19 protein-coding genes and 2 pseudogenes are annotated in these 13,045 nt (G+C 37.9%); 11 read left to right on the plus strand and 10 right to left on the minus strand.

Annotated elements, in window-relative coordinates; genetic code table 11:
* Window positions 1–277 precede the first annotated feature (277 nt).
* The 3 genes from BLT53_RS21505 (at window position 278) to BLT53_RS21515 (ending at window position 1,693) form a co-directional block, all read left to right on the plus strand.
* Window positions 278–805, plus strand: coding sequence for a hypothetical protein (locus tag BLT53_RS21505; protein ID WP_090238587.1), 528 nt, complete (start codon window positions 278–280; stop codon window positions 803–805).
* Window positions 790–1,038 carry a hypothetical protein gene (locus tag BLT53_RS21510; RefSeq protein ID WP_244520534.1) on the plus strand — a complete coding sequence of 83 codons (249 nt, stop codon included), beginning with the start codon at window positions 790–792 and terminating at the stop codon, window positions 1,036–1,038. Before BLT53_RS21505 ends, BLT53_RS21510 begins: the two co-directional genes overlap by 16 nt.
* Before the next feature lie 193 nt (window positions 1,039–1,231).
* Entirely contained in the window at window positions 1,232–1,693 is a 462-nt protein-coding gene (locus BLT53_RS21515; protein ID WP_090238590.1) for a hypothetical protein, read from the plus strand.
* 221 nt (window positions 1,694–1,914) lie between these two features.
* Here the strand turns inward: BLT53_RS21515 and BLT53_RS21520 are convergent, their stop codons facing one another.
* On the minus strand, window positions 1,915–2,253 hold the full coding sequence (locus tag BLT53_RS21520; RefSeq protein ID WP_342027885.1) for an Hsp20/alpha crystallin family protein: 339 nt from the start codon (window positions 2,251–2,253) through the stop codon (window positions 1,915–1,917).
* Window positions 2,254–2,693: 440 nt separating this feature from the next.
* Here BLT53_RS21520 and BLT53_RS21525 point away from each other — a divergent pair, with 440 nt between their 5' ends.
* On the plus strand, window positions 2,694–3,230 hold the full coding sequence (locus BLT53_RS21525; protein WP_090238596.1) for a DUF4309 domain-containing protein: 537 nt from the start codon (window positions 2,694–2,696) through the stop codon (window positions 3,228–3,230).
* Window positions 3,231–3,391: 161 nt separating this feature from the next.
* On the opposite strand, the gene BLT53_RS21530 is transcribed toward BLT53_RS21525, so the two are convergent.
* A complete protein-coding gene (locus tag BLT53_RS21530; RefSeq protein WP_090238599.1) occupies window positions 3,392–3,592 on the minus strand; it encodes a hypothetical protein in 201 nt (66 codons plus the stop codon).
* A gap of 580 nt (window positions 3,593–4,172) precedes the next feature.
* Here BLT53_RS21530 and mntA point away from each other — a divergent pair.
* From mntA to xerS, 4 genes are all read left to right on the plus strand, one after another.
* A complete protein-coding gene (gene mntA, locus BLT53_RS21535; RefSeq protein WP_090238602.1) occupies window positions 4,173–4,577 on the plus strand; it encodes a type VII toxin-antitoxin system MntA family adenylyltransferase antitoxin in 405 nt (134 codons plus the stop codon).
* Window positions 4,567–4,971, plus strand: coding sequence for a type VII toxin-antitoxin system HepT family RNase toxin (hepT, locus tag BLT53_RS21540; RefSeq protein ID WP_090238605.1), 405 nt, complete (start codon window positions 4,567–4,569; stop codon window positions 4,969–4,971). Before mntA ends, hepT begins: the two co-directional genes overlap by 11 nt.
* A 19-nt stretch (window positions 4,972–4,990) precedes the next feature.
* Window positions 4,991–5,158 carry a hypothetical protein gene (locus tag BLT53_RS25230; RefSeq protein WP_170834464.1) on the plus strand — a complete coding sequence of 56 codons (168 nt, stop codon included), beginning with the start codon at window positions 4,991–4,993 and terminating at the stop codon, window positions 5,156–5,158.
* A gap of 90 nt (window positions 5,159–5,248) precedes the next feature.
* Window positions 5,249–6,361, plus strand: coding sequence for a tyrosine recombinase XerS (gene xerS, locus BLT53_RS21545; RefSeq protein WP_090238608.1), 1,113 nt, complete (start codon window positions 5,249–5,251; stop codon window positions 6,359–6,361).
* 515 nt (window positions 6,362–6,876) lie between these two features.
* Here xerS and BLT53_RS21550 read toward each other — a convergent pair.
* The 3 genes from BLT53_RS21550 to BLT53_RS21555 all read right to left on the minus strand — a co-directional run bounded on the left by BLT53_RS21550 (window position 6,877) and on the right by BLT53_RS21555 (window position 8,076).
* Window positions 6,877–7,131, minus strand: coding sequence for a hypothetical protein (locus BLT53_RS21550; RefSeq protein WP_090238931.1), 255 nt, complete (start codon window positions 7,129–7,131; stop codon window positions 6,877–6,879).
* Window positions 7,132–7,212: 81 nt separating this feature from the next.
* On the minus strand, window positions 7,213–7,338 hold the full coding sequence (locus BLT53_RS25675; RefSeq protein ID WP_280138831.1) for a hypothetical protein: 126 nt from the start codon (window positions 7,336–7,338) through the stop codon (window positions 7,213–7,215).
* A 297-nt stretch (window positions 7,339–7,635) separates the two neighbouring features.
* On the minus strand, window positions 7,636–8,076 hold the full coding sequence (locus BLT53_RS21555; protein ID WP_090238612.1) for a hypothetical protein: 441 nt from the start codon (window positions 8,074–8,076) through the stop codon (window positions 7,636–7,638).
* A gap of 512 nt (window positions 8,077–8,588) precedes the next feature.
* Here BLT53_RS21555 and BLT53_RS24820 point away from each other — a divergent pair.
* The 3 genes and pseudogenes from BLT53_RS24820 to BLT53_RS25860 all read left to right on the plus strand — a co-directional run.
* A pseudogene (locus BLT53_RS24820) lies at window positions 8,589–8,877 on the plus strand (IS1595 family transposase); the annotation flags it as partial.
* Between the two features lie 110 nt (window positions 8,878–8,987).
* Window positions 8,988–9,563 (plus strand): dihydrofolate reductase family protein, encoded by a 576-nt coding sequence (locus tag BLT53_RS21560; protein WP_090238615.1) that lies wholly within the window; start codon window positions 8,988–8,990, stop codon window positions 9,561–9,563.
* A gap of 59 nt (window positions 9,564–9,622) precedes the next feature.
* Window positions 9,623–9,766: a GIY-YIG nuclease family protein gene (locus tag BLT53_RS25860; protein WP_139168452.1), complete on the plus strand. Its 144-nt coding sequence runs from the start codon at window positions 9,623–9,625 to the stop codon at window positions 9,764–9,766.
* Between the two features lie 42 nt (window positions 9,767–9,808).
* Here BLT53_RS25860 and BLT53_RS21565 read toward each other — a convergent pair.
* From BLT53_RS21565 to BLT53_RS21580, 5 genes and pseudogenes are all read right to left on the minus strand, one after another.
* Window positions 9,809–10,151 (minus strand): annotated as a pseudogene (locus tag BLT53_RS21565) (arsenate reductase/protein-tyrosine-phosphatase family protein); the annotation flags it as partial.
* 108 nt (window positions 10,152–10,259) lie between these two features.
* The gene (locus BLT53_RS21570) at window positions 10,260–10,889 is read right to left on the minus strand and encodes an iron-containing alcohol dehydrogenase (protein WP_425284732.1); all 630 of its coding nucleotides are present in this window, start codon (window positions 10,887–10,889) and stop codon (window positions 10,260–10,262) included.
* A 137-nt stretch (window positions 10,890–11,026) separates the two neighbouring features.
* Window positions 11,027–11,461, minus strand: a complete 435-nt coding sequence (locus BLT53_RS25680) for an iron-containing alcohol dehydrogenase (protein ID WP_211516931.1) — start codon at window positions 11,459–11,461, stop codon at window positions 11,027–11,029.
* An 84-nt stretch (window positions 11,462–11,545) separates the two neighbouring features.
* Window positions 11,546–11,899 carry a Rieske (2Fe-2S) protein gene (locus BLT53_RS21575; protein WP_090238618.1) on the minus strand — a complete coding sequence of 118 codons (354 nt, stop codon included), beginning with the start codon at window positions 11,897–11,899 and terminating at the stop codon, window positions 11,546–11,548.
* Window positions 11,896–13,002 carry an amidohydrolase family protein gene (locus BLT53_RS21580; protein ID WP_090238621.1) on the minus strand — a complete coding sequence of 369 codons (1,107 nt, stop codon included), beginning with the start codon at window positions 13,000–13,002 and terminating at the stop codon, window positions 11,896–11,898. Before BLT53_RS21580 ends, BLT53_RS21575 begins: the two co-directional genes overlap by 4 nt.
* Window positions 13,003–13,045 lie beyond the last annotated feature (43 nt).

A 13,045-nucleotide genomic window follows, 5' to 3' on the forward strand; every position in this document is an offset into this window, starting at 1 on the left:
GTCAGTGTTCCCGGTGCCATACATTACCCTAATCGCGAAAAATTCACTTGTGTTTTTACATACGTACTTAAAAACACTTGTTGAAAGTCTAAACGTAAATTGAACCGTGAACAAATAATAAAAATGAAGATAAAATATAATAAAAACAGCAACCTGTAATGCTTTAAATCGATGGCGTTAGAACCTTAAAACTAAGGGAAGGAAGCAATAGGGCAGGCAGATTTCCAACCTAAAAAATGTTATAATCTATATATAATAAAAGAAAGAGATAGTGTATATGATCATTGAAGCCAAAAGTGGAAAAAAAGTTGAGTGCTATTTCCGTAGTGTGTCGAAAGAAGAAATCAAGCAAGAAAAGTATAGTCCTTCAGGAAAATGGGATTTTGATTGGATGCGGCCAGTTCTTAACGGATTTGAAATTTTTGCTTTATCGGTCGATAAGCATGGTCAAACACCACAAGGCTTGGTTGCTGTGAAAGCTCATTATGAAAAGGGTTATGAATTTGTTGAGCTTGACATTGTAGAGTCTTCTCCCGCTAACAAAAAGGTCATACAGGGAAAAGGGAACAAAGAACGAATACATATAGGTGTAGGCAGATGTTTAATTGCCTTTGCTTGTTGGTATAGTTTTAACAAAGGACTGGATGGCTTTATGAAATTAACGTCCAAGTCATCTAAACTAGACCTATATTCAGAACTTGGCGGTCACAGAAATGGCCAAGAATTTATTTTTTACCCAATGGACTCTATGCGCTTATGTAAACAGTACTTTCCAGGAGGTGTCAAGGTATGGCAAGATCAATAGACGTAATAGTATCAACGCCTAAAGGTTACACTGTTAAAAAGGTGAGTGATAAAATGCTTCGACAAGACATTGAGAAATTTGAAGAGAACTTTCCAGACGGTGTATATACCCTTCCGACAGACACTGAAAAACCGCGACTAAAAGTTCGTGCACTGGCAGAGTATTGTATGAAACATGGCAAGGAGCCAGAAGAATTATCTGAGGAAGAGAAAAAACAATTTTATGAGCACTGATAAAAATGAAGAAGAAAAATTAAGGGAAGCCCTGTAGCGTTTTGAAGAGGGCTTCCCTGATGCTGTTTTAAGCCGTTCCTCATGAACTTATGGGAACCAAGAAGTTTGGTCTATAAGGTCTGTCAGTATTGCAGAAAGCATAGTAAGAGACCGGACCAACTACCTGATAAGGAAAAGGAGCAATTCTATCATTATGACTGAGGATAACAGCAAGGGGAATACCTATCGTAAAAAACTGTCCTTTGCAAACCGGCATTTTTTGCCGATCCTTTTTGCTTACTTTATTATTATGATATTCACCTTTGTCAACCCGATAACTAGGGAATCATATGGTTGGAATGCAGGTATTGGGGCAATAAGCGTCTTTGTTAACATCGCATCTTCGTTTTTGATTCTTCATATGTGGTATTATTCGTATCTATATTACGGGAAACGAAAACGAGAAGAAAAGGAAAAATGCGATTTCATTCAAGAAGAACTGGCCAAGCAAGAGTCTCATGAAAATAAAGACTTAAAGCAGGTGATGCTCGAAGATATTCGTAATGTGAACACAAATATGATGCGATATCTTAAAACATCCTACAGAAGAAATTCAATCTTATACGCGGCCGTCCTTCTGTTGAATCTATTTATATTATTGGATCATTTCATATAAAGCTGCCGATACCGGCGGCTTTTTTATTCTACACAAAAGAAATAAAACAAATACACTTGTGTAAACGTTTGTGTTTTTGCAGAAGCTTTGAGGATCATCTGATAAAAGCCAAGTAATATTAAAAAGGCAAGTCTAGAAAGACATTAAGAGGGGAACCTGGCCAAACATATAAAAAGAGAAGCGAAATTAACCGGGGTAAGGCTACCCCTTACCCTGAACTCTTAATGAAACTCCACATCAATTTGTTTCAGCCCCTTTTCCTGATCATCTAACTTCAGCATACGAATCTCAAGAACTCCATTCTTGTACGTGGCTTTCGCTTCTTTTTCTGCAGCCACACGAGCTGGCAGACGGATGGAACGATCAAATCGGCCTGTAAAGCGCTCCTGAGTATACATGTGGTCGTCCTTAACTTCGTTCGCCATATTTATAGTGCCACTAATAGAAAGTACATTATCATTCCCAATCTTAATCGTCACGTCTTCTTTCTTTTCCAATCCAGGAATATCGACTTCCAATCTGCTTTCCGTAGTAGGAGTGGATTCCCATTCAGAGCGCATGCTGTACATCCAATTAGTTGGTTGCAAATAAGAAAGTCGCATTTTAAAATACCTTGCCTTCTCTACTGGAATTTAGGCATTTCGCTGACAGCTGCTTACGGTGTTCTTTCCAGAGGGTGATGAGTGGTACATGGTCATAAGATACAGTGTTAGTTGTGGAGGATAACCAGCGGAAATCTTGAAAGAACGAAGCCCTTGTAGAACCATTGCCTGAAATTGCAGATGAAAATCAAGTATCTGTAGCGCAAATTGCCATCACAATGTAGTTTGATTGCTTTATGTAAATTAGCATTTCTTTGTGACCTTTTTTAATCTTATTACGACTAAAAATTTGAAAGGGGTTAACTGTACGACAGGAGTGATGGATGGGGCTTGGCAATTGCACAATCATCTTGTATGATTTTACCATTTCCAAAAACCTCTAGAAGGAGTGTATTATTTTGAAACAAAAAAGTCGTTTCATTCGAAGTTTAATTGTTTTTTTAACACTTTCACTCTTCATGCTTAGTGGACCTGCTTTTACTTCTGCCGCCACAGCATCTCAGCAGTCTACACCGGATATCTTGATTCGCGAAATCATGGGCTTAGCTTATGAATCTCAACAGTCGATAAACAGTGTCCCTTTTTCTGTTGGTGATTCATTGAAGAAAGTCAAAAAATCCTGGGGTCCACCTGAAGATTTAAGTACCGCTGCGGCCAATTATTGGAGTCATAATGTTCGATTCCTCTATGACAATTCAACCGGGAGAAAAACGATTACCGCCATTGAGGATTTTGACCCCCAGTTGCAAACCATTCATTTATCAGAGTTAAAGACATTGATAGGAGAACCAGTAAGTGAACAGGAAAATGAAGGAATGCACTATGTCACTTACACTGATTATGAGAATTATAAGGTGGTCTTCGTGTTTGAAAGCTCCTGGATTAACACTGACCCATTATTGTATTTGTATACGGTTGAACTGGCAGATGAATAATAAGTAAAATACCAGGCATAAGGAATCGCTTATCTTAGATGGGCGGTTCTTTATATATCAAAAATCGATTTAATTCTCTTTTCATGTTATCAAGCATACGCAATGGTTCATATGGAATTAAAGACATAGATCATTGCCTCCTGATAAGAATCAAGATTAAATCATGCTCCTTTGTTTTTAAATTGATTCCAAGTGGTAAAGTAAGGATTTAATGGTGTATCCCTAATCTCAGGTGGTCTTTCTTGGCCACTCGACCCGATTAAAACAGGCTGCTGTTTTTTTACTCGATGTCCCACCTTTTTCAATTCCTTTTGAAGGAAACGTCCAACTTTTCTACGCCTACGGCCTGATTTACTAGACATTTTGTACGCCTCCTTTAACTATCATTGTAATCTTCATATTCTGGAAAAACGTCATCATAATCCTGGTACCACTCACCAATGCAGGCTCCTTTTTATAATAGCCTGTCCGCATATCTGGCAAGACGGACTATCTCTTTGCCAGGAAAATTCCTGGCCGCAATAAATACAAACTTCCATATCTATCGCCTCCTAAGAGAAAGGATGAATTTTACAATTAAAATATAAAAAATAGATTTTTTCGTTTCAATTTTTAAATAATTCGATACAGCTCCAAATATGTTCATTTGTTAGGAATTGGATATACTAAAGTAGACTAAGTGTCACCTGATATAATTATGTTAACCTTCCTGGGTATATAAGAGAAGGGACACCTCGATTTTTACGCGACCAAGTCATCCCCTTGGTCGCTTATTATGGAACCTCCTAGTTAAAAAGAGGTAAGGGAAGAACTCACGATATAAAAAATAATCATTGCCATTTTATAGTTTAACTTTGCGTAAAATACTGATTTTACGAATAATAAGACATAGGAATAAATGTTTGGTATAATAAAGCCATAAATATTAGGGAGTGTTTGTAAATGAAACCAGATATGTTTCAAATTATACAGGAATTCCTAATAACAAAAATTAATCCGACATTTATTATTATCTTTGGATCCTATGCGAAAGACTCCGTACATAAAGAGAGCGATATTGATATTGCCTTCCATTCACAAAAGAATTTTACTACATATGAAATATTTGAACTTGCACAAGAACTGGCATCTTTGATTAAGGTAGATGTCGATTTAATCAATATTAACGCAGCGTCAACTGTTTTTAAGGCTCAGATTTACTCAACTGGTCAGGTAATTTATTGTGCAGATGAAAACGTATTAAAGAACTTACAAATGACTGCATTAAGTATGTACGCAAAGTTGAATGAAGAACGTAAGAATATACTAAAGAAAATTGATGAAAGTGGGTCAATTTATGAAAAATGACGTTATTCTAAACAAAATAAGTGTGATTGAACGTTGTGTAAGTAGAATTCACCAGGTTTATGAGAATAATCCTAAAAACCTTAAGGACTTTACCAAGCAAGACTCCATCATTCTTAATATACAACGTGCGTGTGAAGCCTCAATTGATTTGGCAATGCATATAATTGCAGATAAACGCCTAGGACTTCCGCAATCCAGTAGAGATGCGTTTGATATGTTACAAGAACATGCGATTATTGAAGAACAAATTGCGAAACGATTAAAAGCAATGGTTGGGTTTAGAAACATAGCAGTCCATGATTATCAGTCCATAAACAATGAGATCTTAAAACAAATAGTAGAAAAACACCTTGGTGATTTTAAAGAGTTTACAAGACAAATTCTCCAATACTAATGTTTTAGGAGGTTTTAATATGAACTATAAGATTAGAGTGTTTCATTTAAATACCAATGATGAGGCTTTTACTATTGATACAATCTTTAAAGGTGAAGAAGCTGCTGAACAGGCAAGGCGAAAATCTAGAAACTCTCTACCCTACCCAATACGAATATGTCAAAGTGCCTGTTTCGACAATAAGTAAAACATAATATAATTATGTAAACAATTATTCGTAAAAATTGAATTATACGCATAGTTATTGCACATTTTATAAAAGAAGGGTTTGAAGACATTGGCTAATACTCGACAACATCAAGTACATGAACAAAAATTAGAACAGCTGGTCAAACGGATGCCCTTTTATGTTGCAGAATATGTGGATGATAAACTTAGCAACCGTTCTCCCTCTACCCTTTTAAACTATGTTCTCGATTACAAATTGTTTTTTGAGTGGCTTATTGCTGAAGGTATTTCTAAATGTACAGAAATTAAGGAAATACCCCTATCAGATTTGGAAAATCTCAAGTTGGAGAATGCTCGTTCCTTCATAAAATTTCTTGAACGTAGAAACATTTCAATAAATAAAAACGAAACCAAGAAAGCAGAAAAGGTTTCCATTAATCGAAAAATCTCTGCTCTCCGTTCCCTCTTTAAGTATTTGACTACTCAAACGGAAAATGAAGAAGGCGAACCTTATTTTTATCGAAATGTAATGTTAAAAATTGAAGTGAATAAAGTTAAGGAAACCCTGGGTTCGCGCGCTGCACGGATTTCAACACAAATATTCCATAATGACGACGATACTATTTTTTTAGAGTATGTTAAAAATTTGTATGAGAAAAACCTAAGTCCGCGTCAGTTGGCATATTTTCAGAGAGATAAAGAACGGGATCTTGCGATTCTATCCCTTTTTCTCGGTAGTGGTATCCGAGTAAATGAGTTATCTAATTTAAGAATACGTGACTTGGATTTTGATGATAGCAAAATCCACGTTCTCAGAAAAGGTGGAAAAAAAGACATTGTAGCCGTTGTACCTGCTTCCATGAAGGATTTACAAAATTATTTATCCGTTCGAGAGGCCCGTTATAATGGTAAAAATGATGGATATGATTATGTCTTTCTAACTAAAGTACATGGTACAGCTACTCCCATTTCAAATCGTGCCATTGAGGCTCTTGTTAAGAAATATACAAAAGCATTTACATCAAATAAAGCTATGTCCCCACATAAGTTGAGGCATACATATGGTACTCATCTAATGGCTCAAGAGGGAGATATCCATTTGCTCATGACTCAACTTGGACACAGCTCGACAACAACGGCTGCTCTTTACAGTAATCCAGAACACGAAAAGGCAAAAAAGGCAGCAGAGTTACTGGGTCAGAGAAGATTTCGAGATAAATAATGACGTTAATTATGCGTTATTTTGCTTTGTATTCGATCTTCATGATACGGCCATACGTGACAATGCAATGGCTCTGCCTTGGCGTGAAGGTAAACTTAAGGGAAAATTAGCCTTACCGATGTCAGGGTTCTGTTCATTTGAACGAATCCTTACTATAAAAGAGAAGGCCGCAGTTTACCATTACTTTTTAACCAGCGGTCGCGGCTTCATCGATCTCATCTAGCTGTAGCTACATTCTTAGATTTAATGGATACAACCTAATCGCTTCCTTGATTTATTATAAAAAGCCAGTCGTTATGACTAGCATCTAATAAATCCCTCCTTGTCCTTTATAGGACTCCATGTAGCCGGAACCCATTTAATCGTTTTGATATCGGTCTTTACACATGATGCTGTATAGATAGCCTTTGCTATTTTGCGATTCTGTCGACCCATTCGTCTTCCCAGAAAAAACAGGCGGTTCTACCTCTTCAGAAATCTGATTTCCTCCTCAATTTCTTGATCAGCTGCATCCTTTATAAACCTGATATACCAAATGCAATAGCAATAAATAAAAAGATTACAATTGCTATTGCAATAACGGTTAGTACAATCTTTTTCCATATATTTTTAGGACTTAAAAAGGCAAAAATTAATGTCAGAGCTAATCCGATCAATAACCATGTGTTGATGGTTGTTGATGAGTAATTATTATTAGTAGGAACCATGAAAAAAAAGACAAAAGTTAAAACTAAAAAAGTAAATGAAATTTTACCAAAATGTTTTCTCAATGTGTGATTCCTCGCTTGTTTCATATTTTATATGGATTTCAAATAACAGGGTTTGTCTTCCTGATTAACATTGATTACACGTTAAATTACATGCTCATGATTATGATCCATATTCATATGAGTTCCTTTACGTTTTCCTCTTTTTTCAATAATTACTCCCACAATGATTAACAATAATACCGGAGTAAAAACAATGAGCCAAATCAATGTATCCCTCCTTCCTTATCGATTTTCCGTTTAAAGCATAAAAAGACGACAATGGATGCTAGGTCCTTGTCGTCCAAAGGGGCACTGTCTCCAGAGAGGAGGAATTAAGAAGATTATATCATACTTCCTGACTTAAATGCCTAAATTTTCAAAATTTAACCAACAAAAAAGACCAAAATAAAAAGAGAGCCGATCCTCCAGCTCTCTTCCCAATATACTTTTGGGGACATTTACTTCCCCAGCCCATACGATGATTGTACAATATCCATCTGTCTATAACAAGCTTATATAACTCCCTCATTTTTGCCCTACCTTTGTTTTTCTGAAAATATAAAACATAAGTGAACCAACGGTAGAATTGACATATATGAACCAATCAAAAACAAAATCACCTTCAGAGGAAGGATCTATATATGCAAGCAAGTAAAATGTACTCCCGTAGGCAAAACCAATCACTATAAAAATTAAACAGCCTAATAAGAAATGCTTGTTATGTACGAACCTACAATAAAGTACTTCACCTATGAAACAACCAGGAAGAATAAAGAACGATCCGAAAGTAATAATGGCGGGTATTTCCATGGTAGAAAGACCTATCTTAAAGTTATCAAGTGATTCCATTCGATAAGGACTAAGCAGTACCCCATACACAAACTGATAAATTATGACCACGCAATATGCAGCAATGCACCCTTTTATAAAAGATTTCCACTCACTTAAAAATTCCTTTTTCTCCATTTAGGCTCCTTCCTATCGCTACATTAATTTTATCATGTTTCATCAACCAATTGTTAAACTTTACCATCATGAAATAATTACATATTCTTTGGTTCCAATAATTTATTATGGCAGTTTGGTAATGAAGATGTTTATTGAACCAATGCTACTGCATACTTCTCCTGATTCATTCTTTTTTGGTTCTTCTTATCGCTCAATAACAATCACAATTTAATCGCAAATTTCTTTTCTGCTTACTTTAGTTAAATGAATTTTGATGCAATAAGACAAAGGTATATTCTTTTATTAACACAAAAAAAGAAGGGCTAAGTCCTTCTTCGTTTTAAAACGTATCCGTTTTCTTTCAAACTGTAATATTCCACCGCAGTCCCCCTTTCCTCCTCATTTCAAATCTTCAAATCTTCTATAACTACTTCAAGATTAATATAATGTTTGACTATCCCGGTTTCGAGATCTATTATTTCATACTTCTTCTGTTTTTTAAGATTGGACGTATTCGGACTACAAAATGAGACGAAGCGATTGGTGGTCATCTATCTGACTCAAACGTGCTATGTACTGATTCATGGAGGGCATTTAGCTCCTATGCGAATACGAATTCAAAAGGCTGGCTCATTACCGATTCAAGTCCGACGGAAAACAACGTGTGAAAGGCGTGAAGGTATTTGTAGAATTACTTGGCGTGGTTTCGTTACTTAGACAGCAAGGAATATGAGAATACCGCGTCGAATAAGCAAAATATGTTGGTCAAATCTGCCTGTTTTCTGTGACCGACACGAACACCAAACTTCGGATTTCTGATTACTCTGGTTAAACTAACTGGCAGATTGATTAGCAATCTGAAAGAAACAATCCGAACTGAAATGTCTTAAAATATAGTTTATGAACAGAGATTGGAGTGCGTTATCGAAATGGCTAAACTGATCTACCCTGTTAATGTATCTATGGACGGTTACATTGAGGACGAGCGCGGCAATCTCGAGTGGTTGATCTCGGATGACGAGGTGTTTGCGTTCTGGACTGACTTCCAGCAGCCAATTGGCACCTACCTGTACGGGCGTCGAATGTACGAGTCGATGGTGTACTGGGAGACGGCGAACATCAAAATGAACCCGTCCAGCGGCGATCAACTGGAGGTAATGCGGAACTTCGCGCAGATTTGGCGAGCTGCTGAGAAGATCGTATATTCCCGGACACTTCAGTCGGTTTCAAGCGCCAGGACTAGGATCGAGCGCGAATTCGATCCTGATGCGATCCGAAGGCTGAAGGAGTCTTCAGGAGCCGACATTACGATTGGCGGCCCCGAGCTTGCTGGGCAGGCGATGAGCGCGGGACTGATCGACGAGTGTCATCTGCTTCTTAATCCGATCGTCTTGGGTGGAGGTAAGCGAGCATTGCCGGACAACCTCCGCATGCGGCTCGAGTTGCTCGGTGAGCGCCGCTTCCGATGCGGAGTTGTTCAGCTTCACTACCGCGTAATCGTCTGACCGTGACACTAGAGTGAAATTCAGAAGATACGTTTTCGGGATTACTTTAATCAAGTGAAATTACGCAAGCCGAGAAACTCTTTCACCAGTATTTTCGCCCAAAACGTGTTCACGGGGAATGGTTTCACCTTTCAAATGAGGACGTTCAGTGGATTATAAGCCAGCGATATCCCTCTTCCATAATGGCCTCATTGATACACTAAGAAGAATCCTAATAGTAAGAGTCGCCCATTGGACCGTCTTTTTTATTTTCCAGATTTCGCAAAGGTGGGATGCGATCTCCAATTTCATCACGAACACGCTGGAAGAACTTCCACTTTTCTTCTTCTGTTCCTTGAGCCTTCGCAGGATCATCAAATCCCCAGTGATCACGTTTTACGTGAGGTGGAGTCATCGGGCATTTATCTGCCGCATCCCCGCAAAGCATAACCACGAAGTCTGCGTAGTTCAAGATTTGAGGGTCGATGATATCAGACGTTTGGTTTGAGATGTCGATATCTACTTCCTTCATCGCTTTTACGGCGTTTGGGTCAAACCATGAGCTTCGATCCCATTTCCACACTGGGAATTAACCGAAAATAGATCCCCCTAAACCCGAGCCCGGTTAAGCCTGATTTTCTCGAAATTATGAGTATTGATTGAATTTCCCGGCCTTCTTTTTAGCATCGTTACTCTTTTCATCATTCCTATGCAACCTCAAATTTTATAAGAAAAATCAACTACTTTGTTTATATTTCCTTCAAAATTACCATGATACGCATTTTCAATAATGGATTTTATATCGTTTGCTTTGGTAACTCTAGGGTTAATAAGTACATTGCCACTTCTCATTGAATCCTCTACTAATTTGTGCAATAAATTCAGTGAGACTCCCAACTCTTTTATATTAAGGGGAATATTCATCGCTCGGTTCATTTCAATAACAGTGCCAATCGCTTTTTTAGCTGCCTCTAAAGTAGATAATCCAGTCACGTCTTGTCCTAAAGCGATGGCTATATCTTTAAATTTATCAGGACATGCTGGGAGATTAAATTCCATAACAAATGGTAAAAGTGCTGCGTTTGCTATTCCATGTGGAATATCAAAAACACCTCCAAACGTATGAGAAATAGCATGTACATTTCCTAAGCGGGACTGTGAAAATGCTGCCCCTGCGATCATAGAGGACACAAGCATTTTTTCCCTGCTTTCTATATCAGTTCCTACAAAGTAAGCTTTCATTAAATTTTCTCCAATTATTTTAACTGCATAAATGGCTAAAGCCTGGCTAACGAGATTTGAAGTTTTTGATGTGTACGATTCAATGGCGAGAGTTAATGCATCCATACCCGTCGAAGCTGTAATGTCTTGAGGTAAATGCAGAGTGAGGGTTGGATCTAGTATAGCTAAAGTCGGAAATAGGTAGGGGCTAATCACTGCAGCTTTAAATAATGAATGTTTATCAGTTACAATAGTCGAAGCCGTTACTTCACTCCCTGTCCCTGCTGTAGTTGGATTGGTAGTGAGGGAATGGTAAGATTGCCAACCCCTTCATAATCCAAAGTATCGCCTGGGTTGGTAGCCATCACTGCTATTCCCTTCGCAGAGTCAATACTACTTCCACCACCTATTGCTAATACAGCATCACTTTTATGGTGCTTAAGATACTCGGTTCCCTTATGAATCGTTTCAGCTGATGGATTAGGTTCTACCTCATCATAAATTTCATAATCTATGTTGACAGCAAGGAGGGATTTCTCAATTCCTTCAAGCAGATTAGCTGCTCTTACTCCTTTATCCGTGATGATCAATACTCTGGTAGCTCCTAATTCTTTAATCATTTCACCGGTTTTATTGGATAGTCCATTTCCGCATTCCACTCGTGTTGGCAAAAAGTATTTATATGGAAAGAAAGACATGACTTTTACCGTCCTTTCTATTCTCGAAATTTAATAAAGTCGATTTTTCCCATATCGTAGGAAGAACCGACTCTTTTATCCATCTTATATGTTTACAACAATTCTGTTATTTTCAACCTCTACATCGTAAACCTTTACTTTATATTTTTTGGGGTCAACAAGTGACTGACCTGTCTTAACATTGAATTCCCATCCGTGCCAAGGACACACCAAGATTTCTCCATCCATTCCATAAATATATTCATGTGGTTTTGACGCCAATGTTGTTCCTGTAAATGTACCTTTACACAACTCCGCTTGTTCATGGGGACATACATTACGAATAGCAAAATAATTCTCACCATCGTAGTAAATACCTATGCTTCGCCCTTCTATATTTAATATTTTGCAATCTCCAACTTCTATTTCTCCAACTTCAGCAGCATTGTATTTTCTCATCTAGAGACACCCTCTTTTTCAACATGACTATGGTTAAGTTCGTACAGTTCCGCTGCGTTTTCATAGGCTATACGTCGACGTAATTCGCCTGGTAGCTTATTGAGCACAAATGTCGGACTATCATTGTCCCAATGTGGGTAATCTGTAGCGAACAAGACGGTTTTTTCAGCTCTCATCATGCTGAGCATTTGTATAAGTTCATGATTATCAGGCTCTTCAATCGGCTGTGTAGTGAAACGACAATGTTCAATAATATATTCACTCGGTTTTTTCTTTAACCATGGGACTTCATTTCTCATACCCCGAAAATTCTTATCCATTCTCCACATCAAATGAGGGACCCATGCTAAACCTCCTTCTATAAAAATGACTTTTAATGTTGGAAATGTTTCAAATACGCCTTCACAAACGATACTGTTCAATTGTGACATGTGGTGGATCGCTAAAATATTGTGTCGTTCAAAATTGGTCGTTGGTTGGCCAACTGCTGAAATTGGAGGATTAATGCCGTCCCCTTCACCGCCACCATGAATAGCGACAACCAAATTATTACGTACAGCCGCTTCATAAATCGGGTAAAATCTTCGTTGTCCAAAAGGTTCTCGAGATCCGACAGGCAGAAGTACCTGAACCACTTTAGGATGGGAACCAAGACGATCAATCTCACGCGCTGCCAAGACAGGATCCTGCGTCGCTACTAGAATAGAAGCTAAAAATCGATCATCTGTTGGTATCCAATGATCAAGCGTATAGTCATTGAAAGCTGAGGCAATTGCCGCAGCATAATCCGGATTATTATGTGCTGAAACGGTGAGGAGACTACCTGTTAGAACAGCCTTTGAAATATTATAACGATTTAGTGCATCTTCTATAGCGTATTGTGGATCTGAGCCTGGTGGTAGACCCTTACCCGGTGATGCATCCCTTCGTGATAATGGAATAGGTTTAAAGATAGTGATGGGTAATGTTGCTTCCGGGGCACATAATCTAGGCCACCATACCCTGGGAAGATAAGGTTTTAAATCTTCAAAGCTTTTTAATGTTTGATGAAAGTCGCAATCGATAATACTTGATGATCTCGATTTTGTAGGGGCTAAATCCATACAAACCACCCTTTAATTTAAATTTGTGATGTATTTCAATCCT

Source organism: Fictibacillus solisalsi (assembly GCF_900103485.1).
In the GTDB taxonomy this organism is placed as follows: domain Bacteria; phylum Bacillota; class Bacilli; order Bacillales; family Fictibacillaceae; genus Fictibacillus_C; species Fictibacillus_C solisalsi.

What these genes read in the sequence shown, in the direction of transcription:
- BLT53_RS21505 (WP_090238587.1), top strand. Translation starts at nt 278, where the DNA reads ATGATCATTGAAGCCAAAAGTGGAAAAAAAGTTGAGTGCTATTTCCGT.
- BLT53_RS21510 (WP_244520534.1), top strand. Translation starts at nt 790, where the DNA reads ATGGCAAGATCAATAGACGTAATAGTATCAACGCCTAAAGGTTACACT.
- BLT53_RS21515 (WP_090238590.1), top strand. Translation starts at nt 1,232, where the DNA reads ATGACTGAGGATAACAGCAAGGGGAATACCTATCGTAAAAAACTGTCC.
- BLT53_RS21520 (WP_342027885.1), bottom strand. Translation starts at nt 2,253, where the DNA reads ATGCGCTCTGAATGGGAATCCACTCCTACTACGGAAAGCAGATTGGAA.
- BLT53_RS21530 (WP_090238599.1), bottom strand. Translation starts at nt 3,592, where the DNA reads ATGTCTAGTAAATCAGGCCGTAGGCGTAGAAAAGTTGGACGTTTCCTT.
- mntA (WP_090238602.1), top strand. Translation starts at nt 4,173, where the DNA reads ATGAAACCAGATATGTTTCAAATTATACAGGAATTCCTAATAACAAAA.
- hepT (WP_090238605.1), top strand. Translation starts at nt 4,567, where the DNA reads ATGAAAAATGACGTTATTCTAAACAAAATAAGTGTGATTGAACGTTGT.
- BLT53_RS25230 (WP_170834464.1), top strand. Translation starts at nt 4,991, where the DNA reads ATGAACTATAAGATTAGAGTGTTTCATTTAAATACCAATGATGAGGCT.
- BLT53_RS21555 (WP_090238612.1), bottom strand. Translation starts at nt 8,076, where the DNA reads ATGGAGAAAAAGGAATTTTTAAGTGAGTGGAAATCTTTTATAAAAGGG.
- BLT53_RS21560 (WP_090238615.1), top strand. Translation starts at nt 8,988, where the DNA reads ATGGCTAAACTGATCTACCCTGTTAATGTATCTATGGACGGTTACATT.
- BLT53_RS21570 (WP_425284732.1), bottom strand. Translation starts at nt 10,889, where the DNA reads ATGGATGCATTAACTCTCGCCATTGAATCGTACACATCAAAAACTTCA.
- BLT53_RS25680 (WP_211516931.1), bottom strand. Translation starts at nt 11,461, where the DNA reads ATGTCTTTCTTTCCATATAAATACTTTTTGCCAACACGAGTGGAATGC.
- BLT53_RS21575 (WP_090238618.1), bottom strand. Translation starts at nt 11,899, where the DNA reads ATGAGAAAATACAATGCTGCTGAAGTTGGAGAAATAGAAGTTGGAGAT.
- BLT53_RS21580 (WP_090238621.1), bottom strand. Translation starts at nt 13,002, where the DNA reads ATGGATTTAGCCCCTACAAAATCGAGATCATCAAGTATTATCGATTGC.